Here is a 24,815-nt window from a genome sequence, read left to right as displayed (position 1 = left end):
TTTGTAGTGTTGATTTGAAATACCGGATAAAGATGAGTTTGCGATGGAGCACATTCCTGTTAACGAATTGCATTTTTTGCCTGCCGTTAACCGGAATGTCAAATGAGATAGAGCGAAAGAAGGATGAAGCGATTGAGTTAACAGCCAATTATACTGCCGATAATGTCTACAATTTTAACGGAGGAATCGAAAGTGGCTATGCGTATCTGGGAATGGCGCAGTTTTGCGTGAATTTCGATACGGAAAAAGTTGGATGGTGGGATGGCGGATCGTTTTATCTGCATGCGACCTCAACACACGGCGATTCTCCTTCGGCCGATTTAATTGGCGATGTGCAGGTCGCCTCGAATATTGAGGCCGGAAACCATACTTTCTTTCAGGAACTCTGGTTTTCTCAGAAGTTAGGGCAATTTGAAATAACTGCCGGACTGCAGGACCTGAACGTGGAGTATGCCAACACGGAATATGCCGGCGAATACCTGAACAGCTCGTTTGGGATTCCACCCACCATTTCGTGCAATCTGCCTGCTCCGATTTTCCCGCTTACATCGCTTGGAGCATCGGTCAAATGGTCGGCCAATGATAAGTTCACGGTAATGGCCGCCTTGTATGAAGGTTGTTCTACCGGATTCGATGCCAATCCGCATAACCTGAAATGGAATCTGGATAGCAAGGAAGGATTGCTGGCCATTTCGGAGGTGCAGTTGCCGGTTACCCTGTCGGGAGATTTGGACGGAACCTACAAGATGGGATTCTATCACTATTTCCCTTCTTCCGGAAACGGGAATACCCCTGTGCAGCAATCGAAGAGCATCGGGTATTATTTCCTGGGCGACCAAACCCTTTACCAGATGGACGGTCATAACCGTTCGCTGGGATTCTTCACGCAATTGGGGATTGCTCCGACGAAAGACAACCCCGTGTCATTCTATATCGGGACCGGAATGAATTACTACGGGGTTTTCAACAAGGATGGCGACGATGTGCTGGGGCTGGCTATCGCTCACGCGCACATGGGTGTCATCAAGCTGGACGAAACCGCGATTGAATTGACTTATAAATGCAATGTAACCAATAATATATACCTGCAACCCGATTTTCAGTACATCGTACATCCGGCGGGAACAGACGTTGAACTGCCGGCAGCGAAAGTTGGGTTACTCAGACTGGGAATTACTTTTTAAGAAAGGGACGGAATATGGAGACGACAGAACTGACGGTTGACCGGTTGGCGAATTTGAGCACCGGTGAATCGGGCGTTATCACGAAAGTGTTGGGGCACGGAGCTTTCCGGAAACGAATTACCGAGATGGGATTTGTGAAAGGAAAGAAGGTACGTGTCATTAAAAATGCGCCGTTGCAGGACCCGGTAGAGTACGAAATCATGGGCTATAATGTGTCGTTGCGCCGCAGCGAGGCCAACCTGATTGATGTATTGTCGGGTGCCGAAGCTGACAGTCAAAAGCTGAACGGCTTTAACGGTATTATTTCGGATAACGTCCTGAAGAAAACGGCCCACGAAAAAAGTAAGACCATCAATATGGCGCTGGTGGGCAACCCCAACTGCGGAAAGACCTCGTTCTTCAACCAGGCTTCCGGCTCGCACGAACGGGTTGGAAACTATGGTGGTGTCACCATCGATGCGAAGATGGCCCGCATGCGCCAGGATGGTTACCTGATTAATATTACCGACCTTCCGGGAACCTATTCCATTACCGAATATACCCCCGAAGAACTATATGTCCGCTCGCACATCATGGAGCGCATGCCCGACGTGGTTGTCAACGTGGTCGATGCATCGAACCTGGAGCGGAATCTTTTCCTTACCACGCAGCTCATCGATATGAATATCAAGGTGGTGATTGCCCTGAATATGTATGATGAATTGGAGAAGAAAGGCGCCCGGTTAAAATTCCGCGAGTTGGGTGAAATGCTCGGCATCCCCATTATTCCTACCGTTGCCGTGAAGGGGCAGGGCATTAAAAACCTGATGCGGAAGGTGATTGATGTGTACGAAGACCGCGACCCGGTTGTGCGTTACGTGAACATCAATTACGGACACGATATTGAGAAATCCATCGATATTCTCCGGAAGGAGCTGGACAAGGATGAACGACTGATTGATAAATATTCGTCGCGTTACCTGGCAGTGAAGTTGCTGGAAAACGACCGGACGACCCGATCGATGCTGAAGGATCGCGATAATTTCACTCGCATCAACGAGCTGACCGACCGCGAGATTGCCCGGCTGGAGAAAGCATTTGGCGAATCATCGGAAACAGTGATTACTGATGCAAAATACGGCTTCGTTGCAGGAGCACTGAGTGAGACCTACATCGAGAGCCGCGAGAAGAGACGGCAGCGCAGCAAAGAGATTGATTCATTTATTACGAATCGGATACTGGGCTTTCCCATTTTCATCTTTGTCATGTGGCTGATGTTTCAGGCTACGTTCACACTGGGCAATTACCCCATGGAATGGATTAACACAGGCGTAGGTTATATCGGTGATTTTGTGGGCAGTCACATGGCTGCCGGCCCGTTAAAAGATTTGCTGGTCGACGGTGTGATTGGCGGTGTTGGCGGTGTAATTGTCTTCCTCCCCAATATCCTGATTCTGTTCTTCTTTATCTCCTTTATGGAAGACACCGGTTACATGGCACGTGTTTCATTCATCATGGACCGCCTGATGCACAAAATCGGGTTGCACGGGAAATCATTCATTCCGCTTATCATGGGTTTCGGTTGTAACGTGCCTGCGGTGATGGCTACCCGAACACTGGAGAACCGGAAGGATCGAATCCTGACCATGATGATTACGCCGTTCATGTCATGCAGTGCGCGGTTGCCGGTGTATGTGTTAATCATTTCTGCCTTCTTCCCGAAAAACCAGGGATTGGTGCTATTTTCCATTTACATGATCGGCATCATCATGGCCATTGTGGTAGCGCTGGTGCTAAAGAATACGGTCTTTCGCAAAGCTGCTGTTCCGTTTGTGATGGAATTGCCGCCTTACCGGATGCCAACCCTGCGGAATACTTCCATTCACATGTGGCACAAAGGTGTTCAGTACCTGAAGAAAATGGGTGGTGTCATTCTGGTGGCTTCTATTCTGATTTGGGCGCTGAGTTATTTCCCCCGGCACGTCGACTACTCGAAGAACTACGATGCCAGCATTGCCCGGGTAGAAAACAGCACTTCGCTGGGTGAAGCACAGAAGCAGCATCAGGTATCGCAGTTGGAGATGGCCAAAGCTTCCGAGCATCAGGAGCAATCGTACATCGGCCGGATGGGACATGCCCTGGCTCCGGTGTTGAAACCACTGGGTTTTGACTGGAAAATCGGCGTGAGCATCCTGACCGGTTTAGCAGCCAAAGAGATTGTCGTGAGTACGATGGGAATTCTTTACCAGGCGCAGGATGAGGGCAATTCCGGAACGTTGGTGCAAAAGCTGCAACAACAGACACACACCAGCGGGAAATTGAAAGGGCAGAAAGTGTTCACGCCGTTGGTCGCTTTTGGATTCATGCTCTTTGTGTTGATTTATTTCCCGTGTGTGGCGGTCATTGCAGCCATTAAAAAAGAAGCGAATTGGAAATGGGCCGTGTTCATGATGGTTTATACAACAGCAATCGCCTGGGTAGTGTCTTTTGCCACCTACCAAATTGGAAGTTTATTTGTTTAACCCCCAAAAATCACAAATGATGGTACAAAATATATTGGTTTACGTTATCATTTTTTCAGCGTTTGCCTACATGGTGTACAGCATTGTCAAAAGTTTGCGCTCGAAAGGAGCGTCAGGAGGCTGTGCAGGCTGCAGTGGTTGTGATTTGAAAAATGTGGCCGGCACCAGTGCCTGTCATCATCCGCCCCGGGCGCCACGTGTGGTGGGCAAGAGTCATTCTTGCTGTTCCTGAAAAGAAAAATCAGTGATTTGTTTAGATATACCTGCCTGGCCAATCTGCTCTGCTGAATAGTCGGTCAACTGAAAGAGCAGACCTTAATCGCCTCTCCGGAAACGGAGGGGCTTTTTTTATTTAAAAAAATGCAAATGTCCATGTAACATATTTCCAGCGATGGGGTCTTCTTGATAAAACACCTACATTAAGGTGATGAAAAATGAGAATTCTGAATCGTCGTTAATGAACCTAAAAATACACCAGATATGAAAAAACTTGTTATCCTATTGTTCCTTTTGCTGCCATTCGCATCGATGGCGCAAAGCAATCCCACCGACTATTTATTCAACAAATATGCCGGGCGCGAAGGAGTGGAAAGTGTGAATGTTCCGCATCTGCTTATTTGGTTTGCCCGTTGGTTTGTGGATGATAGCGACCAGGATGCCAAAGAAATTCTAAGCCAGGTAAATTCGGTCCGGGTAATAACCATCGAAGACAAGGAGCTGAATAACCGCGTCGATTTTTACACCGAACTTCGGGCCAGTGGCGCTCTCGACCAACTGAAAAAGAATTACGATATGTTGCTGGAGTCGAATGACCACGGCGAACGTGTCCATATTTTTGCCCGAATGGACAAAATGGATTACATCCGTGAGTTAATCATCATAGTTGGAGGCCAGGAGAATACGTTAGTTTCGATTACCGGGCGAATGGATTTGAAGAAGATTGCCGATCTCGATCGCTCGCTCCACGTGGGTGGGATGAACGAACTGAGCCGACTTGACACTACGAAGGTAAAAAAAGTGAACTAACTGATGTAACGATTTCCCGGAAGGGGAGTCATGATAGTTACTGAATCAACGAATCGCTCTTAAGCAATGGATTCCAAAACATTTAAAACAGAAGTTGTCCCGATGTCCGGTAAGCTGCTCCGGTTCGCCGTCCGGTTTCTCCGCGACGATGAACAGGCCCGGGATGTGGTGCAGGAGGTGTTTATGAAGCTTTGGAGTCGCCGGACGGAGTTGGCAGGAGTTGATAACATTGAAGCTTATGCCATGCGGATGACGCGGAATCTGTGCATCGATGAGATACAAAAACACCGGAGTATTTCGCTGGAGCAAATGAAGACGCGAAACGAGTGGATTTCGGACATGAAGCAGGCCGATGAGGTGGCAGAACATAAGGATTCGGCGCGACTGGCGAAAGAAATTATCGACCAGTTGCCGGAACAACAACGCGCCGTGATTCACCTGCGGGATATTGAACACTATGAACTAAATGAAATTGCCCGGGTACTGGATATGCAAAACAGTGCCGTAAGGGCAAACCTTTCGAGGGCTCGAAAAAAAGTGCGTGATGAAATGATTAAACGAATCAACCATGGAAACCCGAAGAGCAGAAATATTACTGGAAAAGTACTTTGAGGGGCTGAGCTCCTTACAGGAAGAGCAGGAGCTTCGGGACTTTTTCCGGGAAAACCGGGATTTGCCGGAAGCGTTGGAAATGAATCGGCCGTTCTTTGAAGGACTGGAAGAGCCGGTAGATGAGATGAAAGAACTGGCTTTCGCCGAACGGATTACCGGTGCTATTGAAAAGCGCGAACGGATTATTCAGCGCAAGCGTTTTACACACCAGTTTACCTGGATGGCAGGTATTGCCGCAGCCATTATTGTGGTGCTTTTAGCTCTGAATATCTGGAACAATCAGCAAATGCAGCAAAACCAGCTGGCGATGAATACACCGGAAAACCCGAAGCAAGCTTACGAAATGAGCATGGATGCACTGAAATATGTGTCGGTGAACTACAACAAGGGGATTCAGCAATTGAATAAAATTCCTGATTTGGAAAAAGATACGAAGCCGCTTTACCAGGCGTTGGAATTGTATGGTAAGGGGTATGCACAAATGAATGTAATCGTGAATCTGAAGATAAAACAATAAGCCATGAAAAAACTATTTATTATCCTGTTGATGTTACTGCCATTTCAGATGATGGCACAGGATGCAGTCGATAAGTTATTTGACAAATATTCTGGTAAGGATGGTTTCACTACCGTGAATATTTCAGGAAAATTACTGGGTATGGCGTCTCAGTTCGAGCAGGACGACAAGGAAGCCCAGAACATGTTGTCGAGCCTTACGGGAATTCGTATCCTTTCGGTGGACGACGAAGCCTTGAACAAATCGCTCAACTTCTATGATGAATTGAACAAAGACCATTTCTTTGACAAAATCAAAGGAGAATATGAGTTGCTGATGGATGTGAAGGAGAAAGGTCAGGTCGTTAAGTTCTACGTCAAAGAAAATAAAGAGAAACGGATATCTCATTTGCTGATGGTGGTTGGTGGCGACGATAATGCCCTTATCAGTATCTCCGGAAACCTTGATATGAATGAGATTGCCAAAATCGGGCAGGGCGTTCACATCGGCGGACTGGAACACCTGAATGATATAGAGAAGGGGGAAAAGGGAGAGAAGCCCGAAAAGAAATAAGCCTTGATAAAATCAACAAACAGTAAGAAGGCCCTGCCATAATTGGTGGGGCTTTTCTTTTTGGCAAAAAGAAACCCGGAAAATATTTCCGGGTTTGGTATGATGATAAGACGATTTAGCGTCTTCTTTTTCGGTCGTTTCTTTTGCGGAAATCACCTCCGCCTCCGCTTCTGCCACGCCGGTCACCATTGAAGCGTTGCTTCTGTTGGGGGCGCTCGTCCGATTCGGTAGCCACGACTGGAATACCGTCGAAGGTCAGCTTTTTAGCCTGTTGAACAAATGAACCGGCCTGTGTGCTGTCGATTTCCACGAACGAGAAGTTGCGGAGCAAATCGATGCGGCCTACTTCCAGGTTACGTTTCCCGGTGGCCCTTACAGCAATGGCGATCAAATCTTTCGGACTCAATCCTTTTTTGCTTCCGATATTGATATGGAAACGGGTCATCGGGATATTCTTTTCGTTGTGGTTATCCCGCTTGTTGCGTTGTCTGCCGTCCCGACCTTCTCTTCCTGCCGGAGCTTCTACCGCATTCAAATCATCGGTTTCACGGTAGTATTTTAACAGCTGGTTGAACTCCATCGACACGAAATGCTTGATAAGCTCTTCGCGGGTGAGTCCTTCCAGTTTCTCGTGAATGGCCGACATGTACCCTTCAATCTGGGAATCGTCCACTTCTGTCTCGGCCACGCGGTCGATGTAATGCAACAGCTGTCGCTCACAGATAGCTTCTCCGCCGGGAACCGGTTTTTTCTCGAATTTCTTCCCGATGGTTTTCTCAATCATCCGGATTTTTCCCTGCTCCTTCATGTGAATGATGGAGATGGAAGTTCCGGAGCGTCCGGCACGACCGGTACGACCGCTTCGGTGCGTATAATTCTCGGTATCGTCGGGCAAGTTGTAGTTGATAACGTGGGTCAGATGATTCACATCCAGGCCGCGGGCAGCAACATCAGTAGCAACCAGCATTTGCACGCCGCGTGTGCGGAATTTCTCCATCACGAAATCGCGCTGTGCTTGCGACAAATCTCCATGCAGGGCTTCGGCGCTGTAATTATCCTGAATTAGCTTGGCTGCCACATCTTTGGTCTCCATCCGGGTACGACAAAATACGATGCCGTAAATATCAGGATGAAAATCCATTACGCGTTTGAGCGCCGCATAACGGTCGCGGGCATGCACCATATGATAGATGTGATTTACATTATCGGCGCCTGCATTTTTCTTTCCTACCGTGATTTCCACCGGCGAAGTCATGTATTTCTTCGCGATGGTTGCCACCTCTTTCGGCATCGTGGCCGAGAAGAGCAACGTGTGCTTGGTTGACGGAGTTCCCGCCAGAATAGCATCCAAATCTTCCTGGAAGCCCATGTTCAGCATTTCGTCGGCTTCGTCGAGCACCAAAATATCAATGCTTGACAGATCGACTTTTCGCCTGCGAACCATGTCGTGCATACGTCCGGGAGTAGCCGTAATAATCTGCGGTCCCTTCTTCAATGCGCGAATTTGTGGCTCGATGGCAGCACCACCATATACCGAAACAATATCCACCTTCGGAAGGTATTTCGCGTAAAGCTCCATTTCGCGGGCTATCTGTACGCACAACTCACGGGTTGGACTTAAAATCAGTACCTGGGGCACTTTCACATCGGTGTCGATGCTCTGCAATACCGGTAGTCCAAAAGCAGCGGTTTTACCGGTTCCGGTCTGTGCAAGACCAACCATATCGCCGGGTGACTGTAAATAGTGTGGAATAATTTTCTCCTGAATCGGAGAGGGTTCTTCAAATCCCAGTTCTTGGATCCCTTTGATAATCCGGGGGTCCAGGCCCATTTCTTCAAATTGTATCATGTAAAAATTTTAATTGGGCCTTCCCGCTTTAATCGAACCGTTAAACCAAGTCTGCCACAAATCATTAACTCTTTTCCAACCTATCGGGAAAAGTCGGGCAAATGTACAACGATTTTTCATTAAATATGAGCGAATTGCCAATCATATTTGGGAAGACGGCAAATCATAACAATTAAGAGAGATTGAGGACGCTGTTATGTTTTATCAGGCGCAATGAAAAGAAAGAAAAAGGCCACGATCCCGAGTGACCTTTGAAATTCTGTGCTTTAAAAATCAAAATTGTTTGGGTCGGGGCCATTGCGTTCACCTTTGTCCAGGCTATCGAGTGTTTTCATCTCTTCATCAGTGAGTGAGAAATCGAAAATATCGGCATTGCTAACAATGCGTTCCTTGTGGACCGATTTCGGAATGGTGATTACTCCTTTCTGCAGGTCCCAGCGTAAAACCACCTGGGCTGTACTTTTTCCGTATTTCTCTGCGATGGCTTTAATTTCGGGCAGGTCCAGCACTTTCCCCTGCATCAGCGGACTCCATGCCTCGTGGCGGATATTATTTTTCAGGCAGAAATCAACCAGTTCCTGTTGCACTAACCTTGGGTGAAATTCCACCTGGTTGACCATCGGCATGATTTCCGCATCCTGCATCAGTTCTTCGAGGTGATGTTGCATGAAGTTGGAAACACCAATCGCGCGCACTTTCCCGTCCTTGTATAGTTTTTCGAGCGCTTTCCAGGTGTCCTTGTACTTTCCGCTCACCGGCCAGTGAACCAGGTACAGGTCAAGGTAATCGAAGCCCAACTTGTTCATGCTGGTGTCAAAAGCTTTCAATGTTTGGTCGTATCCCTGGTCGGAGTTCCAGACCTTAGAAGTAACAAACATTTCCTTCCTATCGATACCGCTTTCGTGGATAGCCTGTCCCACGCCTTTTTCGTTGCGGTACAACGCTGCCGTATCCACATGGCGATAACCAGCTTCGATAGCCCACTTCACCGCGTTCATTACTTCTTCACCTTCTTCCGACTGGAAAACACCCAATCCGAAATAGGGCATTTCCACTTTGTTACTCAACGTAACGGTTCCTTGTAAATCAGTAATATCCATATGATTTAATCATTTAATATTTGATGTCTTCTATGAAAACTAACAGTAGAATTGCTGAAATGTTAACGAAAGGCAGGAGAAAAAGAGGTAGGCTCAGGATGTTTGTGAAACATTCAACATTGAAGATAGCGTGGTTTAGGGTGGAATTACTGATGCCGGATGATCTTCTTTAGTTGAGCCGGATCATAGTAATACTTCTCTTTGTATTCCCTGTATTTTTCCGACACATCCGGTGCTTCCAATACAAACTCCGACCAGTCATACAATTGCCAGCCTAGGCCACGTGAAATGGTTTCCCGGTCGGTTGCATTCTCCAGTTCTTCACGGTAGTGATGCCCCATGTAACGAATTCCGGTGGTTACAATACCGATGGCACTCTTATGTTTGTAATCGATGATGTGTGCCAGCTCATGACCAAACAGACCAACCAGGGCATGAAACGGTACCTCAGAAGGTAAGAGGCCATCTTTATTTTTCACCCTGGTATCGAGAAAAATACAGTATACCCGTTTTCCTTTACGGTGGAACAGAAAGTCCATGCGTGGTCGGGTAGCCATTGTTGTTTTGATGTTCTTTTCCCGGAAAATGATGCGGGTGTTTTTCAGTTCGGGGTAATAGCTGAGTGCAATCCGGGCGGCTTTGCGGTAGGTGAGCGGTAGTTGATCAACCGATTTGAATTTCCGGTGTTTCTTCCCGGTAAGCGCAATTGGGGTATCTTTCCCGGATTTGTGCATCGATTTTTGATCCTGTGCCTGCGTAGCTACAGGTATCAAAAGCAGGAAAAATATGGCGGCGACGAATTCTCTCATTGCGCCTCCGTTCCTTTTTTGTTTTCATTACTCCGGCTCTCATCTTCCTTTACGTGTGCCCAGTTCTCGCCTGACTTGATTCGGTAGAGTTGCATCTCGCTGATGCCAAACTGTTTGGCAATCATCTTCATGCGGGTTTTCCGGTTCGGGTCGAAAATCTTCTTTTTGATGAGTAACACCTGCGTGGAAGTCAGTTTGTGTCCTTTTTGGGTTTTACGGGCTTTCTTCTTTTCCCGTCCTTCCAGCACAGCCGGGTTGTCCTGTTGGTGAGCGATCATTTCGGATTTAGTCGCCCACCGTAGATTGTCGATGTGGTTATTCTGCTTGTTGTAATCGAGGTGGATGATGTGGGTTTTTCCGTCGCGAGTTTCGTGCAGGAAATATTCGCCCACAAGTTTGTGGATGTAAAATGTTTTGGGTTTCCCGAAAGGGCGAAGTGGAAGCGACGGATAACCGCCAATCAATCCGCCTTTTCGCAGCTCGCCATCGTTTTTCAGCGATTCAGTAAAACTGGCTATCCTGCCGTAACTGGAGATGGCATAACGCATGCGGAGGGCGCCCTCCTCCATGTTTATCTCTTTCCACTTTTCGCCAGGATAGTTTTTGATCATGGTTGCCTGCTATTTCTTTCGCATAAATATCTGAATCGGGACTCCTGTGAAATCGAAGTTTTCCCTGATTTTATTTTCCAGGTATCGTTTATACGGGTCGCGAACATATTGCGGCAGGTTGCAGTAGAAGGCAAATGCCGGTGAATACGTCGGGAGCTGGGTGACATATTTGATGCGAATGTATTTCCCTTTGTAAGCTGGCGGCGGATAGGCCTCGATAGCTTTCAGCATAACATCGTTCAGCTGGGACGTCGGGATGCGTTGCGTCCGGTTGTCGTACACATGCAGTGCCTCTTCCAGTGCTTTGAAGATACGCTGCTTGGTGACTGCTGATGTGAATACGATCGGGATGTCGGTATACGGCTCAAAGCGTTCCAGCACTTTCCGACGGAATTGCTCCATCGTGTGGTTGTCCTTTTCAATCAGGTCCCATTTGTTCACAACGACAACCACTCCCTTTTTATTCCGGGCAATCAGGTTGAAGATGTTGACATCCTGACCTTCCACGCCACGCGTAGCGTCGAGCAGGAGGATACACACATCGGCATCTTCAATAGTCCGGACGGAACGAAGTACAGAATAGAATTCGAGATCTTCCCGCACATTTTTCTTCTTCCGCAATCCGGCCGTATCGATGAGGATAAAGTCGTATCCGAACTTGTTGTAACGCTGCGAAACGGAATCACGGGTGGTTCCGGCAATGTCGGTAACGATGTGTCGCTCTTCCCCGACAAGGGTATTAATGGTCGACGATTTTCCTACGTTGGGTCGTCCGACGATGGCAATTTTCGGAATGGTTTCTTCTTCCTCATCTTCTGCATCTTTCGGCAGGATATTAACGACCGAGTCGAGCAGATCGCCGGTTCCGGAACCATTCACTGACGAGACCGTGTGAAGCTCTTCCAGTCCTAGCGCATAAAACTCGGCGGCTTCCATCGCCCGCTGGTTGTTGTCCACTTTGTTCACAACCAACAGCACCTTCTTACTCACTCTGCGGAGCATTTGGGCAACCGAATCGTCCAAGTCGGTAATGCCGGCTTCCACATCTACCACAAACAGGATCACATCGGCCTCTTCGATGGCCACGTGCACCTGTTGACGGATGCTATCTTCGAATATATCATCGGAGCCGGAAACATAACCTCCGGTGTCGATGATTGAAAACTCGACTCCGTTCCACAGCACCTTGCCGTAGATACGGTCGCGGGTTACGCCTGACTCATCATCCACAATGGCCTTCCGTGATTCGGTTAATCGGTTAAAAAGGGTTGATTTTCCCACGTTGGGCCGTCCAACTATAGCTACTATATTGCTCATTTAATGGTCTTCCTGTTTACTGAAACTCGTATCCGAAGTTTCTCAGCATGTTCTCTTTGTCGCGCCACTCTTTGGCGACTTTCACATAAAGCTGCAAAAATACTTTTTTCCCGAAGAATTCTTCCATGTCCTTGCGGGCCTCGGTTCCCACTTTTTTCAGGGCTTTCCCCTGGTGCCCGATGATGATTCCTTTCTGGCTGTCGCGGGCTACATAAATCACTGCATCAATGCGAAGAATATCTTCTTCATCCTTGAAAGATTCCACTTCAATCTCTACCGAGTAGGGAACCTCTTTCTGGTAATTCAGCAAAATCTTTTCGCGGATGATTTCCTGGGCGAAAAAACGTTCATTCCGGTCGGTCAGTTCATCCTTCGGGAAGAAAGGAGGACCTTCGGGCAACAACTTCAGGATGAGATCGAAAATGACATCTGTATTGAAGTTCTCAGTAGCAGACATGGGAATCACTTCGGCCTTTGGCAACAATTCGCGCCAGCGCTCCATCTTTTCCACCACTTGTTCCTGGTTCGACAAGTCGATTTTATTCACCAGCACCAGCACCGGAACATCCGTCTCACTGATTTTTTCGATGTATTCTTTATTCTTCTCGAAATCTTCCACAACGTCGGTGACATAGAGGATGATATCCGCATCGACAAGAGCCGTCGAAACGAATTTCATCATTGATTCCTGCAACTTGTAATTCGGTTTCAGGATACCGGGCGTGTCGGAGTAGATGATCTGGAAATCCTCGCCGTTCACAATTCCCTTGATGCGGTGACGCGTCGTCTGCATTTTCGACGTGATAATGGATAGCTTTTCACCTACCATCGCGTTCATCAGGGTTGATTTTCCTACATTCGGATTTCCGATAATGTTGACAAATCCGGATTTATGTCCCATACGTTTACTCTTCTTAAAATTTTGGTACAAAGATAATAATATCGCTTTATCCCGGCATCGGTTATCGGTAGCCGGAAGAATATTCATTTAGTCTTAACAATATATCTGATTACTGTTTCTGGAAATTCAGGAACAGCCCGATTTTGAATGCCCAGTTATCAGAAGAATTGGGCAATGCATAAGGACCGTAACGGTAATAAACCCCCAGACCATAGCTCAGCAAGCCCGTTGGTAACAGGTTGTCCAGTTCGAGTCCGGACTCCAGGTATCCTTTGCGAAAATCGACCGGGGACGGTTGGTAAGCATTTCGGTACTTGTCGTCCAGTTTTCCAACTCCGGCATTTTGAACCAGCAGGATTTCCGGGTGAAACCCCGTGTTGCTATGCATGAACAGTTTTCCCAGACTTTGCCGGATGAACACAGCAGCATATTGGTTCGAAGTAAACTCATTCATGCGCATGGTCGCAAAAGAGTAGGGGGCCAGTAACGCAAAGTTTGATGTGTAACTTCCGTTGCCGTTGAACAGTTCCGGGTACGGAACATCGCCGGTTACGTCTCCCGCTTTAATTGTCAGATGTGTTGCACCGGAAGGTGTCAGCATGAACTTCATCCGACCTTTCAGCTCCAGTTTAGTATATGAGTGTTGCCCGTCGAGCCAGGGAACGCCCCGGTAGGCATTCAGGAACCACTCGCTTGCTGCCGGCTTGAAAGTATAGATGCCGTCGGGTGCTTTGTAGGTTTTTTCGCCCGGAGCAAACCTTAACTGAATACCAACGCGGCTGAGTTTATATTTCTGAACGGAATCAGATCCAATCACGCTGAAGCGGTTATCGGAAGCGTCGCCAGTCAACTGAATTTTTAACGTTTGTAACGGACGGAACAAAAACTTTGCCGAATAAACTCGGGTGGCATACATGTGTCGTATGAGCAGGTCGCGAAAAAATTCCGGCTGAAACAGATCCCGTGTTTCCAGAAAATCATTGCCGCCGATTTCCATGTTTTCATCTTGATATCTGAACTGCAATCGCAAATCACGGTAGCCGGATGGAAACAGGTTCAGCCACTCTCCATGGCGTATTTTTTTATCCTGAAAACCGTACGTTCCGTATCCTCCAATGCTGAAATAGCGGGAAAGTCCGGAATTGGTTTCGAGCCCAAGGCCGAGCTTGAGGCCTTCGTAACGGTTGTAACTCACCAGTCGTTTCCAGTCCCAGTCGATCGGTCCCAGCGGTACTTTTCCATTGATGACGGATTTGAAGGTTTGCAATTTTTGCTCCAAATGGCTCGCCCGTCCCAGGCTGTCGATTACCCGGTACGTCTCGGCGTCGAGCGGACTGGTATGACTTTCCCGGAATTGCTGCAAATTGGCCGGAAGCGGTTGTTTGTCTCCTGAAAAGGTAACAGCATTCTTCGGGAAGTCCTTCGCTGTAAAAATGGGGTTTGCCTCCCGCTGCATCAGGTAGGTTCGGCTTTTCCCGACCAGCTGTAATTTGTTTAATGTACTGTCCGACGATTTGGCGCCGGGCAATTCGTTCAGATGGAATTTCAGTTCAGTGTCCAGTTCCAGTGGGAACCAGTGTCCATCAGGCAGGCGGTTATATTTTTGGCGGATGTTGATTTCCGGCGTGCCTTTCTCTATATGCGCAGGTCGTGAAAGAAACGTCTCCACGGCGTAACCATTACTGTTGATGTGCAGTGTTCCGGTCATCCCGTTGAAATTTCTATTTTTTCTCGGCTGAAAGGAAATTACGAAAAGCGAGTCACCTTCCGGTGAATAAATTGTATCGCGCAGCAGGAACAGGTAATTCCGGATGGCATTCCGGCTAAGCGGTGATAGGAACTCCTGGTTGAGCAGTTGGAATTGATTCCGGTAAACGGAAAAAGACTGCAACTGTGTAGCCAGCAGCATGAATGACGGATTCTGAATTCCGGATACACGGGATTGCAAAATCTCTTCGTGCTCGCGGTTGGGTTTCTCTGTATTTTTCCGGCTAATAGTTTCTATCAAAAAAAGGTGTTGTTTCTTCGAGCGTTGAAGTAACCGAATGGCTGTTGTATCAGTTGGAAACAATGTTTTCTTCGTTCGTTCGGTTGTAATCCAGAAGCGATTGTAAGCGGTGTAGCGATAACCATTTAGCTCATCCGGATCGTTCTTCTTCCGGTTACGAAGAACTTTCTCCATAATGGTCTCTGCCGGATTCTTTCCGGGAAAGACATTTACAGCTTGTAGTTGGATTTCGGTTGGCAGCAAGCGAATAAGCAGAGGTTTTTGCAGCAAATGTTGTTTGTCGAGGTACTGCGTGCGGTAGCCCATGTAACTCACCCGAAGGTAGGCCGCTTTCGCAGAAGGGACAGTGAAGTAGCCGTCGATGTTGCTTACCGTTCCTTCCTGCCGGGAATTGTACACGATATTGACAAAAGGAAGGGGTTCACCCGTTTCTTCATCGAGCACCCGTCCGGAGATAGTTTGGGCATGCAACGGTAGGGCAAGCAATAAGGCCCACCCGGTGATGACTAATCTAATAATTCGGTTAATCTTCGAGTTCGTTAAGCTCATGAAGGGTGTCCTTCAGTTGTTGGTGATATTTCCCGTAAAGGTTTTTGAATCCCAGGTGGAATATAAAGGTAAGAATAGCGACAAAAACGCCGAGGATGAATAGCATGATAATGATAACCAATGCGACCAGCATGAACGAATCTCCCAGCGTTTCACTCACAGAAGTATAACCGTGATACATTCCGATGGCAAAGGAGAGGCCCGCCTCGAAGATGAACAGAAAAAGTGCCAGGTAGAACTGTTTTTTGAAGGTCCCCAAAACAATCAGCAACTTGTTGAGTGCTGTGGGTAAGTGGTCGGCAGCCAGGTGCGGGACGTTTACCCGGTAATATTTCCAGGCAAATGAGATAAAAGTAAAGGCAATGAAAATGCTGACAATCCATCCGGAGAACAATAACCAGACCGGTGGTTGAGGTACCTCTTCGAACATGCCGTTGTTCAGTATCGAATTGGGCAGCAGCTTATCGATGAAAGTCAGCAAAATAAAGAGTGCCAGCAGGCCAAAACCGATTTTTACATTCCGGTCGAGCCGGGAAATAATGCCTTTGCCCCGATTAGACAAAATTTCCCTGAGCTGGTCTTCTTCAAGCCTGTTTTCATCAGCCGAGCGATCGGCCACTTTCTTCCACGCTGTTTTCAGTTCGGATAGTTCCATCAGGCATCCACGTTTAAAATCGCTTTCAGTTTTTTCTTAATACGGTTCATTTTCACCCGGACGTAATTCTGAGTAATCCCCGTAATTTCAGCTATCTCTTCGTATTTTTTGTCCTCCAGATAAAGCAAAATGATCGATTTTTCCACCCCTGTCAATTGTTCGATCGCTTTATGGAGCAACTTTAAATTTTCCTCAAATTCGTAGTCGTACTCTTCCGCAGCCAGTTGAAAATTAACCGACTCAACCTGGTTACCCAATGGATGACGCGATGCCTTCTTAAATGCCGTAATGGCAGTGTTGAGTGCAACGCGGTACATCCATGTGGAGAATTTCGATTCGTTACGGAAGGATTCGTATGACTTCCATAGCTGAATCAGGATTTCCTGAAAAAGATCTTTTCGATCCTCGGGATTATCACAGTAAATGCCTGTGACCTTGTGGATGATTCCCTGGTTATCAGATATTTTTCGCAGAAATTCCCGATCCAATTTGCTAAAGTATAAGTCTTACCTGTGAAGTTTGAATTACACTAAGATAGACGAAAAATGAAAATCTGCCTTAAAATGAGCCCATTTTTAGGAAGTTAACTTCGTCTTCAGATAGAAAGCGCCATTTGCCCCGAGGCAGATTTTTCTTAGTTAATCCGCAGAAATATACGCGGTCAAGTTTTTCTACTTTGTACCCCAGGTGGGCGAAAATACGTCGTACCACGCGGTTTTTACCCGAGTGAATCTCGATTCCTACCTGCTTTTTATCTTCCGGTTCCACGTAACTAACCGAATCGGCGGCCACAAAGCCATCTTCCAGTGTTACCCCATCGACAATTTGCTGCAGGTCGTTTTTGCTGACGTTTTTGTCAAGATGAACGTGATAGATTTTTTTGCGGTTGTATTTCGGATGCGTCAACCGTTTAGTCATCTCGCCATCGTTGGTGAAAAGCAGCAGTCCCGTCGTTGTTTTGTCGAGTCGTCCTACCGGATAAACTCGTTCCGGGCAGGCACTTCTTACCAGGTCCATCACGGTTTTGTCCGCGTGCGGATCATCAACGGTCGTGACAAAACCTTTCGGCTTATTCAGTAAAACGTAAACTTTTCGCTCAGCGGAAATGCGTTGACCGTTAAAGCGTACATCGTCGCCGGGTTTTACCCGGACTCCCATTTCAGTCACCGGTTTCCCGTTAACGGTTACCACGCCCGAAGCGATAAAGGTATCAGCTTCTCTTCGAGAGCAAATACCAGCGTTAGCAATAAAACGGTTGAGGCGAATACTGCCATCATTTTCCCGCTTGACACTCTGTATGCGGTCTGTCCGACCGGCGCGTTTGTTTCGCAGGTTTTTTTCACCAAACCGGCCGCGGATAACTTTTCCGTCCTTATTCAGGTAGCGATCGGAATCGGGGCGATTGACACCTTTTCCACCGTCTCTTCTTTGGCGACGGTCTCCTCTTTCTTCATTTCTTCCTGAAAAACGATCGTTTTTGCGGTAGCCGGAATTATCAGAGCGGCGGTTGTCGCGGCCGAAGCGCGAATCTCTTCTATCGGAATATTCACTCCTGTCTGAACCTTCGTTTCTGGAAAAACGATTGGGACGTTCACCTCTTTCGGGGCGCTCAGTTCTTGAAAAATGCTTTGGATTTACTCTTCTTTCCGAGCCTTCAGTTCCTGAATGTCGGTTGGGTCTTTCGCTTCTTTCCGTACTTCCCTGTCTTGAGAAACGGCTGGGTCTTTCATTTCTTTCAGCATCTCTGGGGCCTGAGAATCGACCAGGTCTGTTGCTGTTTGTTGAGCCTGTTGCTCCTGCAATCCGTTTGCGCTTTCCTACTCGCTCGGTACCTTTGTTTGTGCCTATACGGTTACTGCTTCTTCCTCCGACGGTCCGCTTTTGTGGGCGGTCCTGTCCTCTTTCTCTTTTTGTCATTTCAGTATGTTCTGTGAACTGTTTAAAAATCGGTGCAAAGTTCGAAAAAATTCGGATATCACGGTAAGAATTATGGCGATTAAATGTATTTAACATGAAAATAATATGTGGTGAAATAAAAAGTTAATCAATTAGTTAGGTTGTTGAATGTTCTTTCTGGAAAGATTCGTCTCGCTTGAAGCAAAACCAAGGCCCGTAGATAAGGCAATACGGAACCCCATTTTTTCTTTGAAATGAAACCCTTTTTCGGCAATTTTGCTCATTCAATCCAAAATAAAACAATCCACTTTTATGACACTGATCAAATCCATTTCAGGAATAAGGGGCACCATTGGTGGAGTGCCTGGCGAGGGATTAAGTCCGCTCGATGTGGTCAAATTTACTGCCGCCTATTGTACCTGGGCGAAGAATAATCAAACCAGCGAGGGAAAACTGCGCATTGTTGTGGGGCGCGATGCCCGAATCTCGGGGAAGATGGTTAATTCGTTGGTGTCCGGAACCCTTCTGGGAATGGGAGCTGACGTGATCAATATTGGTTTGGCTACAACTCCGACGACCGAATTGGCGGTTACTGCAGAAAATGCTGACGGTGGAATTATTCTGACAGCCAGCCATAATCCGAAACAATGGAATGCGCTGAAATTGCTGAACAATAAAGGCGAATTCCTCGATGATGCTGCCGGTAAAACGGTGTTGAGTATTGCTGATAAAGAAGATTTTTATTTTGCTGAAGTGGATGATTTGGGAGTGGAAACAGTGAAGGATTACACTAAATATCATGTTCAGCACGTGCTGGATCTCGATTTGGTGGACGTGGAAGCCATCCGGGCAGCGAAATTCAAAGTAGCTGTCGATGCAGTCAACTCGGTTGGCGGGGTGGCTGTTCCAGCGATGTTGAAAGCGCTGGGCGTGGCCGATGTCGTAGAAATCAACTGTGAGCCACACGGACATTTTGCTCACACCCCTGAACCTATCCCTGAAAACCTGCAGGAGACCTCGGCGATTATTCGGGAAAAAGGTGTGGATATCGGTTTTGTGGTCGATCCGGATGTCGATCGTCTGGCCATCATCAACGAGGATGGGAGCATGTTCAACGAAGAATATACTTTGGTGGCGGTTGCCGACTATGTGCTGAGTCAAACGCCCGGCAATACGGTTTCCAATCTGTCTTCTTCACGGGCACTGCGCGATATCACCGAAAAACACAACGGCAAATATGCGCCTTCGGCTGTTGGCGAAGTGAATGTTACTATATTGATGAAAGAAACCGGAGCGGTTATCGGTGGTGAAGGAAACGGCGGAGTCATCTATCCGGCCAGTCATTACGGGCGCGATGCATTGGTCGGCATTGGTTTGTTCCTGACGCATCTGGCAAAATCAGGCAAGAAATGTTCGGAGTTGAGGGCGCAATATCCCAACTATTTCATTTCGAAGAATAAAATTGAGCTGACTCCCGATATCAATGTGGATGCTGTATTGGTAGCTATGAAGGAAAAATACCAGCATGAGCAGGTGACCGATGTGGACGGTGTAAAGATTGATTTTGCTGACGAGTGGGTGCATTTGCGCAAGTCGAACACCGAACCGATTATCCGGGTTTATTCCGAAGGCAAAAGCATGGAAAAAGCGGAAGCATTGGCAGAGAAAATTATGGGTGAAATAAAAGCGATCGTGGCTAACTAATCGCTTTACTTATATTAAGATAGAGGGAAGCTGATTCCGTTGTCATGAATGGAGTCGGCTTTTTCTTTTTATAAAAGTCTTCCAACCGAACTCTTCTTATTTCTAATGAATAAAGATAAGCTCGGGGATGAAAGGAACATGCGGATTTACCTGTAAGGCAGTGGTGTTGCTACTTCTTTTCATTTCGAAAGCGTAGCAAAAATCCTTTTGATTACATCCTATTCTGGTTATATTTGTTTGCTTTTTAGAAAAAGTATAGAAACTGATTGATAACTGAATTCTTAATTGCAAGGTTTATGAAAGTTACTGTAGTAGGTGCAGGAAATGTTGGCGCAACTTGCGCCGATGTATTAGCTTACCGCGAAGTGGTAAACGAAGTAATTCTGGTCGATATTAAAGAGGGATTGGCAGAAGGAAAAGCCCTCGATATTTGGGAAAAAGCTCCCATCAATGTATATGATACCCGTACGGTAGGTGTATCGAACGATTATTCCAAAACCGCTGGTTCGGATGTAGTTGTGATTACGTCAGGACTTCCGCGTAAACCCGGAATGAGCCGCGACGATTTGATTGAAACCAATGCTGGGATCGTAAAATCGGTTACCGAGAATGTAATTAAGCATTCACCGGAAGCCACTATTATTATTGTATCCAACCCGTTGGATGTAATGACTTATCAGGCACACCTGACTTCGAAATTCCCGCGTACCAAAGTAATGGGTATGGCAGGTATTCTGGATACTGCTCGTTATCGTGCTTTCCTGGCTGAAGCGCTGAATGTTTCTCCGAAAGAAATTCAGGCAGTTCTGATGGGGGGTCACGGTGATACCATGGTTCCGCTGCCACGTTATACTACCGTTGCCGGTATTCCGGTTACCGAAATGATTGACAAAGAAAAACTGGATGCTATTGTACAGCGCACTAAGACTGGTGGTGGCGAGCTCGTGAAACTGATGGGTACCTCAGCATGGTATGCTCCTGGTGCAGCGGCAGCTCAAATGGTTGAAGCAATTGTAAAAGACCAGCGTCGCGTATTCCCGGTTTGTGTAAAACTGGAAGGCGAGTATGGTATCGACAACTGCTACCTCGGAGTACCGGTTATTTTGGGTAAAAACGGTATCGAGAAAGTGATTGAGCTCGAACTGAACGACGATGAAATGGCTATGCTGAAAGAGAGTGAAGGTCATGTTCGCGAAGTAATGAGTGTTCTCGACAAACTGAACAGCAAGTAATCAATACATATTTATATGGAAAGGGGAACTGAAACAGGTTCCCCTTTTTTATGCCTCCATTATGGAAATAATTATTCCGATTGAACTGTGCGAACTGGAAACGGGAACATACCATCCCCTGGTGCAGGCTCGTTTCGAAGACAAATGTATTGGCTGGTGGGTGATCGATTCCGGTGCATCGAAATCGGTTTTCGACAAAAGTCTGGATTTGCACTACCACCCCGACGAACATCCGGTGAAGCAAGCCACCGGACTGGGGAAAGATTTGGTCGAAACGGCTTCGGGAGAGATTAGTGAGCTGTGGTTAGGGCAGTTCGATTTTGGATCGCTGACAATCGCGTTGATTGATCTGACCCACATCAATCAGGAATATGCCCGTTTTTCGGATAAGCAGATTGTCGGATTGTTGGGCTCGGACTTCCTGATTCGGTACAAGGCAGTTATTGATTATGGTCAGCAGCAGCTCATATTAAATTTGCCGGGTGAGGAGGAGTTTGCATAACATTCGCTTCCATGTGTTGCGAGGCATCTGACATAACGGGCATTGCTCCCGTGAAAACCATTGTATTCAGAAAAAAATAAATATCTTTGCGTGCTAAGCTGAAAACGTATAAAATTGTCAAATTACATAGGAAAATTAAACTGATATCCCAATGCAGAATAAAGGATTGATAAGGCTTTTTGCAATCCTGCTAGCCTTAATTTGTGTTTACCAGCTAACCTTTACTTTCAAGGCCAAACAGGTCGAGAAGGATGCTCTGGAGTACGCAAACGGGAATCCTCAACGTGAAACGTATTATCTCGATTCAGTTGCCGGACAGCCCGTATTTAATTTCCTGGGAATTCGTAAATATACTTACCGTGAAGTGAAAGAATACGAGATGAACCTCGGTCTTGACCTGAAAGGTGGTATGAACGTAACCCTGGAGATTTCGGTTCCGGATCTGATTCGTTCGTTGGCTAACTACAGCAAAGATTCAACATTTGTTGCTGCGCTGAAAATGGCGGAAGAGCGCCAGAAAAACAGCCAGGAAGATTTCGTAACCCTTTTTGGACAATCTTTCGAACAGATTGATCCGAATGGTCGTTTGGCGGCCATCTTTAATACGGTTGACCTGCGTGATAAGGTGAATTACAATTCGACCAACGCACAGGTATTGCAGGTTATCAGGAAAGAGACCGATAGTGCCATCGATAATGCCTTCAATATTCTGCGTAATCGTATCGACCGTTTTGGTGTTGCTCAGCCGAACATTCAGAAGTTGCAAACCGAAGGTCGTATTCTGATTGAATTGCCGGGTGTAAAAGATGCAGATCGTGTACGGAAGCTGTTGGAAGGAACTGCGAAGTTGGAGTTCTGGGAGACCTGGGAAAACAGCGAGGTATATCCTTATCTGTTGAAAGCCAACCAGCGTTTGCGTGAAATGAATGAGACCGGTGAAAACCAGGTTGCTCAGGATACTACGCAGAAAACAGAAACTGCTGAAGCAGCACCTGCAGGTAAAACAGCGGAAGCGAAGAAAGATACTACTGGTACCGGGTTGTTGAATGAATTGGACAAAGCACAAAGTAAAGACTCGCTTGCTGCCGGTTCAGCTGCCGATATTGCTAAGAACTTCCCGCTCTTCTCCGTTTTGTCGCCGAATACCTCACGCGACGGACAATTGTTCCGTGGTCCGGTTGTAGGTTATGCGCACTTTAAAGATACTGCTCGAGTTGATAAGTATCTGAAAATGCCGCAGATTCGTTCCATTTTCCCGCGCAACATGATGTTCCGCTGGACGGCGAAGCCAATGGATAAGGAAGGCAATTACTATCAGTTGGTTGCATTGAAAGTGACCAACCGTGATGGTAAAGCGCCGCTTACCGGGGATGCAATCACCGACGCACGCCAGGAATTTGGTCAAAACCGCGCCACCAGCGAGGTGACCATGACGATGAACAGCGAAGGAGCAAAAACATGGGCTCGTCTGACACGCGAAAATGTGGGTAAGTCCATCGCAATTGTGCTCGACGGTCTGGTTCAGTCGTTCCCGACAGTACAGGGTGAAATCACCGGAGGTCGTTCTTCTATTACCGGAAACTTCTCGGTAAATGAGGCGAAGGACCTTGCAAACATGCTGAAGTCAGGGAAAATGCCGGCCCCGGCACATATTGTTCAGGAAGAAATTGTAGGACCGACACTGGGTAAAGAATCGATTCGCAGCGGTATGTGGTCGTTCGTGATTGCCTTTGTGCTCATCCTTCTTTATATGTTGTTCTTCTACAGCGGAAGCGCTGGTATGGTTGCCAACGTTGCGCTGATAGCGAACCTCTTCTATATTATTGGTATTCTGGCATCGTTAGGTGCTGTGCTTACCCTACCGGGAATCGCGGGTATCGTATTGACCATCGGTATGTCGGTGGATGCGAACGTGCTGATTTATGAACGTGTTCAGGAAGAGCTGAAAGCCGGTAAGGGAATGAAGCTCGCCATCCAGGACGGTTACCGGAATGCTTATTCAGCGATTATCGACGGTCAGGTAACTACGTTGCTGACTGGTGTTGTACTTTACCTGTTTGGTTCTGGTCCGATTAAAGGTTTTGCTACCACGCTTATTATCGGTATCCTGACATCGATGTTCACTGCTATCTTTATTACCCGACTGATTTTTGAACGTTGGTTAGCGAAAGATCGCAAAATCAAATTCGTTGCATCGATGACCGCCGAATGGCTGAGGAATCCGACAATTAAATTCCTCGACAAGCGGAAGATTTTCTACGGCGTTTCCGGAACGATGATTGCCATTGCACTGTTTGCCTTGGTATTCAAAGGGCTGAATTATGGTATCGACTTCAAAGGAGGTCGTACATACGTAGTTCGATTTGAACATCCGGTTCAGGTTGAGAAAGTGATGAATGCCCTGACACCTGAATTTGGTTCTGCTCCTGAGGTGAAAACCTTCGGTGGTGATAACCAGGTACGTATCACAACCGACTATCGTATCGATGAGGATGGAAACAATGTCGATGCCGATATTGAAGCGAAGTTGTACGATGGGGTGAAATCCTTCCTTCCGGCGAATACTTCGGAAAAGGACTTCCTGGCCAATTACCGGATGAGTTCGCAGAAAGTCGGACCAACCATTTCGGATGATATTCGAAAGGATGCTTTGATATCCATCTTCTTTGCGCTGGTTATCATCTTCCTCTACATCTTAATACGATTCCGTCAGTGGCAGTATTCTCTTGGTGCGATTGTCGCATTGGCGCACGATAGTTTCATTGTGCTGGGAATGTTTGCCCTGTTCGATGGATGGTTACCGTTCTCGCTGGAGGTAGACCAGGCCTTCATTGCCGCCATTCTAACGGTGCTTGGTTACTCCATAAACGATACAGTGGTTGTATTTGACCGTATCCGTGAGTACCTCCACCTCCATCCGAAGCACGATAGAAAAGATGTGATGGACTCTGCTATTAACAGTACGCTGCGTCGTACGTTTAGTACATCACTTTCTACCTTCGTGGTATTGCTGGCCATCTTCCTGTTCGGTGGTACTTCCATCAAAGGATTTACCTTCGCATTGATGATGGGTGTGGTTGTCGGTACCTATTCTTCGGTATTCATTGCAACTCCGATTGTATACGATACAGTGAAACGTATTGCTACCAAGAAGGGGAAAAAGTAAGAAAATAAAGAGACTTCTCTTTTAAGATATGCCCGGTCACATTGGTGATCGGGCTTTTTTTATGATGCAGATTTAAAATCTGATTTGGGGCGATGACAATTGGCAGATGAATGTTATATTTGTT

Annotated in this window: 22 protein-coding genes; 11 read left to right on the top strand and 11 right to left on the bottom strand. The window is 46.9% G+C overall.

The window, feature by feature from the left end:
• The first annotated feature begins 95 nt into the window (after positions 1–95).
• From AC060N_RS18520 to AC060N_RS18490, 7 genes are all read left to right on the top strand, one after another.
• A complete protein-coding gene (locus AC060N_RS18520) occupies positions 96–1,184 on the top strand; it encodes a carbohydrate porin (RefSeq protein WP_479525018.1) in 1,089 nt (362 codons plus the stop codon).
• A 14-nt stretch (positions 1,185–1,198) separates the two neighbouring features.
• The gene (gene feoB / locus AC060N_RS18515; RefSeq protein ID WP_479525017.1) at positions 1,199–3,685 is read left to right on the top strand and encodes a ferrous iron transport protein B; all 2,487 of its coding nucleotides are present in this window, start codon (positions 1,199–1,201) and stop codon (positions 3,683–3,685) included.
• 16 nt (positions 3,686–3,701) lie between these two features.
• Complete coding sequence (locus AC060N_RS18510) at positions 3,702–3,917, top strand: FeoB-associated Cys-rich membrane protein (RefSeq protein ID WP_106540559.1); 216 nt, start codon at positions 3,702–3,704, stop codon at positions 3,915–3,917.
• A gap of 248 nt (positions 3,918–4,165) precedes the next feature.
• Complete coding sequence (locus AC060N_RS18505) at positions 4,166–4,711, top strand: DUF4252 domain-containing protein (RefSeq protein ID WP_479525016.1); 546 nt, start codon at positions 4,166–4,168, stop codon at positions 4,709–4,711.
• A 66-nt stretch (positions 4,712–4,777) separates the two neighbouring features.
• On the top strand, positions 4,778–5,323 hold the full coding sequence (locus tag AC060N_RS18500; protein WP_479525015.1) for an RNA polymerase sigma factor: 546 nt from the start codon (positions 4,778–4,780) through the stop codon (positions 5,321–5,323).
• Positions 5,280–5,840: a hypothetical protein gene (locus tag AC060N_RS18495; protein WP_479525014.1), complete on the top strand. Its 561-nt coding sequence runs from the start codon at positions 5,280–5,282 to the stop codon at positions 5,838–5,840. Before AC060N_RS18500 ends, AC060N_RS18495 begins: the two co-directional genes overlap by 44 nt.
• A 3-nt stretch (positions 5,841–5,843) precedes the next feature.
• Positions 5,844–6,392, top strand: coding sequence for a DUF4252 domain-containing protein (locus AC060N_RS18490; protein WP_106540555.1), 549 nt, complete (start codon positions 5,844–5,846; stop codon positions 6,390–6,392).
• 115 nt (positions 6,393–6,507) lie between these two features.
• Here AC060N_RS18490 and AC060N_RS18485 read toward each other — a convergent pair whose 3' ends face one another.
• From AC060N_RS18485 to AC060N_RS18435, 11 genes are all read right to left on the bottom strand, one after another.
• On the bottom strand, positions 6,508–8,241 hold the full coding sequence (locus AC060N_RS18485) for a DEAD/DEAH box helicase (RefSeq protein ID WP_106540554.1): 1,734 nt from the start codon (positions 8,239–8,241) through the stop codon (positions 6,508–6,510).
• A 266-nt stretch (positions 8,242–8,507) separates the two neighbouring features.
• Positions 8,508–9,341: an aldo/keto reductase gene (locus tag AC060N_RS18480; protein WP_479525013.1), complete on the bottom strand. Its 834-nt coding sequence runs from the start codon at positions 9,339–9,341 to the stop codon at positions 8,508–8,510.
• A gap of 146 nt (positions 9,342–9,487) precedes the next feature.
• Positions 9,488–10,150, bottom strand: coding sequence for a hypothetical protein (locus AC060N_RS18475; RefSeq protein ID WP_479525012.1), 663 nt, complete (start codon positions 10,148–10,150; stop codon positions 9,488–9,490).
• The gene (locus AC060N_RS18470) at positions 10,147–10,761 is read right to left on the bottom strand and encodes an HNH endonuclease (protein ID WP_479525011.1); all 615 of its coding nucleotides are present in this window, start codon (positions 10,759–10,761) and stop codon (positions 10,147–10,149) included. Before AC060N_RS18470 ends, AC060N_RS18475 begins: the two co-directional genes overlap by 4 nt.
• 9 nt (positions 10,762–10,770) lie before the next feature.
• Complete coding sequence (gene der / locus AC060N_RS18465) at positions 10,771–12,078, bottom strand: ribosome biogenesis GTPase Der (protein ID WP_479525010.1); 1,308 nt, start codon at positions 12,076–12,078, stop codon at positions 10,771–10,773.
• 16 nt (positions 12,079–12,094) lie between these two features.
• Entirely contained in the window at positions 12,095–12,979 is an 885-nt protein-coding gene (gene era / locus AC060N_RS18460; RefSeq protein WP_463229916.1) for a GTPase Era, read from the bottom strand.
• Between the two features lie 109 nt (positions 12,980–13,088).
• Positions 13,089–15,536: a DUF5686 and carboxypeptidase-like regulatory domain-containing protein gene (locus AC060N_RS18455; RefSeq protein ID WP_479525009.1), complete on the bottom strand. Its 2,448-nt coding sequence runs from the start codon at positions 15,534–15,536 to the stop codon at positions 13,089–13,091.
• A complete protein-coding gene (locus AC060N_RS18450; RefSeq protein WP_479525008.1) occupies positions 15,511–16,191 on the bottom strand; it encodes a hypothetical protein in 681 nt (226 codons plus the stop codon). Before AC060N_RS18450 ends, AC060N_RS18455 begins: the two co-directional genes overlap by 26 nt.
• Positions 16,191–16,679: an RNA polymerase sigma factor gene (locus AC060N_RS18445; RefSeq protein ID WP_106540547.1), complete on the bottom strand. Its 489-nt coding sequence runs from the start codon at positions 16,677–16,679 to the stop codon at positions 16,191–16,193. The genes AC060N_RS18450 and AC060N_RS18445 overlap by 1 nt, the downstream gene beginning before the upstream one ends.
• Positions 16,680–16,749: 70 nt before the next feature.
• Entirely contained in the window at positions 16,750–18,108 is a 1,359-nt protein-coding gene (locus AC060N_RS18440; protein ID WP_479525007.1) for a pseudouridine synthase, read from the bottom strand.
• Between the two features lie 131 nt (positions 18,109–18,239).
• Positions 18,240–18,371 carry a hypothetical protein gene (locus tag AC060N_RS18435; protein WP_479525006.1) on the bottom strand — a complete coding sequence of 44 codons (132 nt, stop codon included), beginning with the start codon at positions 18,369–18,371 and terminating at the stop codon, positions 18,240–18,242.
• 28 nt (positions 18,372–18,399) lie between these two features.
• Between AC060N_RS18435 and glmM the strand changes: the two genes are divergently transcribed.
• From glmM to secDF, 4 genes are all read left to right on the top strand, one after another.
• On the top strand, positions 18,400–19,791 hold the full coding sequence (glmM, locus tag AC060N_RS18430) for a phosphoglucosamine mutase (RefSeq protein ID WP_479525005.1): 1,392 nt from the start codon (positions 18,400–18,402) through the stop codon (positions 19,789–19,791).
• A gap of 296 nt (positions 19,792–20,087) precedes the next feature.
• Complete coding sequence (mdh, locus tag AC060N_RS18425) at positions 20,088–21,023, top strand: malate dehydrogenase (RefSeq protein WP_479525004.1); 936 nt, start codon at positions 20,088–20,090, stop codon at positions 21,021–21,023.
• 61 nt (positions 21,024–21,084) lie between these two features.
• Positions 21,085–21,525 carry a retropepsin-like aspartic protease gene (locus tag AC060N_RS18420; RefSeq protein WP_479525003.1) on the top strand — a complete coding sequence of 147 codons (441 nt, stop codon included), beginning with the start codon at positions 21,085–21,087 and terminating at the stop codon, positions 21,523–21,525.
• A 151-nt stretch (positions 21,526–21,676) separates the two neighbouring features.
• On the top strand, positions 21,677–24,691 hold the full coding sequence (secDF, locus tag AC060N_RS18415; RefSeq protein ID WP_479525002.1) for a protein translocase subunit SecDF: 3,015 nt from the start codon (positions 21,677–21,679) through the stop codon (positions 24,689–24,691).
• The last annotated feature ends 124 nt before the right edge of the window (positions 24,692–24,815 follow it).

The organism is Prolixibacter sp. DSM 2831 (genome assembly GCF_056493735.1).
This window is presented reverse-complemented; position numbering and strand designations above follow the sequence as displayed.

Excerpts from the sequence above, each read along its gene's own strand:
- AC060N_RS18455 (WP_479525009.1), bottom strand. The coding sequence starts at position 15,536 with ATGAGCTTAACGAACTCGAAGATTAACCGAATTATTAGATTAGTCATC.
- AC060N_RS18505 (WP_479525016.1), top strand. The coding sequence starts at position 4,166 with ATGAAAAAACTTGTTATCCTATTGTTCCTTTTGCTGCCATTCGCATCG.
- AC060N_RS18500 (WP_479525015.1), top strand. The coding sequence starts at position 4,778 with ATGGATTCCAAAACATTTAAAACAGAAGTTGTCCCGATGTCCGGTAAG.
- AC060N_RS18435 (WP_479525006.1), bottom strand. The coding sequence starts at position 18,371 with ATGAGCAAAATTGCCGAAAAAGGGTTTCATTTCAAAGAAAAAATGGGG.
- AC060N_RS18450 (WP_479525008.1), bottom strand. The coding sequence starts at position 16,191 with ATGGAACTATCCGAACTGAAAACAGCGTGGAAGAAAGTGGCCGATCGC.
- era (WP_463229916.1), bottom strand. The coding sequence starts at position 12,979 with ATGGGACATAAATCCGGATTTGTCAACATTATCGGAAATCCGAATGTA.
- feoB (WP_479525017.1), top strand. The coding sequence starts at position 1,199 with ATGGAGACGACAGAACTGACGGTTGACCGGTTGGCGAATTTGAGCACC.
- AC060N_RS18440 (WP_479525007.1), bottom strand. The coding sequence starts at position 18,108 with ATGACAAAAAGAGAAAGAGGACAGGACCGCCCACAAAAGCGGACCGTC.
- der (WP_479525010.1), bottom strand. The coding sequence starts at position 12,078 with ATGAGCAATATAGTAGCTATAGTTGGACGGCCCAACGTGGGAAAATCA.
- AC060N_RS18485 (WP_106540554.1), bottom strand. The coding sequence starts at position 8,241 with ATGATACAATTTGAAGAAATGGGCCTGGACCCCCGGATTATCAAAGGG.
- AC060N_RS18510 (WP_106540559.1), top strand. The coding sequence starts at position 3,702 with ATGATGGTACAAAATATATTGGTTTACGTTATCATTTTTTCAGCGTTT.
- AC060N_RS18475 (WP_479525012.1), bottom strand. The coding sequence starts at position 10,150 with ATGAGAGAATTCGTCGCCGCCATATTTTTCCTGCTTTTGATACCTGTA.
- AC060N_RS18470 (WP_479525011.1), bottom strand. The coding sequence starts at position 10,761 with ATGATCAAAAACTATCCTGGCGAAAAGTGGAAAGAGATAAACATGGAG.
- mdh (WP_479525004.1), top strand. The coding sequence starts at position 20,088 with ATGAAAGTTACTGTAGTAGGTGCAGGAAATGTTGGCGCAACTTGCGCC.
- secDF (WP_479525002.1), top strand. The coding sequence starts at position 21,677 with ATGCAGAATAAAGGATTGATAAGGCTTTTTGCAATCCTGCTAGCCTTA.
- AC060N_RS18420 (WP_479525003.1), top strand. The coding sequence starts at position 21,085 with ATGGAAATAATTATTCCGATTGAACTGTGCGAACTGGAAACGGGAACA.
- AC060N_RS18495 (WP_479525014.1), top strand. The coding sequence starts at position 5,280 with ATGGAAACCCGAAGAGCAGAAATATTACTGGAAAAGTACTTTGAGGGG.
- AC060N_RS18490 (WP_106540555.1), top strand. The coding sequence starts at position 5,844 with ATGAAAAAACTATTTATTATCCTGTTGATGTTACTGCCATTTCAGATG.
- AC060N_RS18480 (WP_479525013.1), bottom strand. The coding sequence starts at position 9,341 with ATGGATATTACTGATTTACAAGGAACCGTTACGTTGAGTAACAAAGTG.
- glmM (WP_479525005.1), top strand. The coding sequence starts at position 18,400 with ATGACACTGATCAAATCCATTTCAGGAATAAGGGGCACCATTGGTGGA.
- AC060N_RS18520 (WP_479525018.1), top strand. The coding sequence starts at position 96 with ATGTCAAATGAGATAGAGCGAAAGAAGGATGAAGCGATTGAGTTAACA.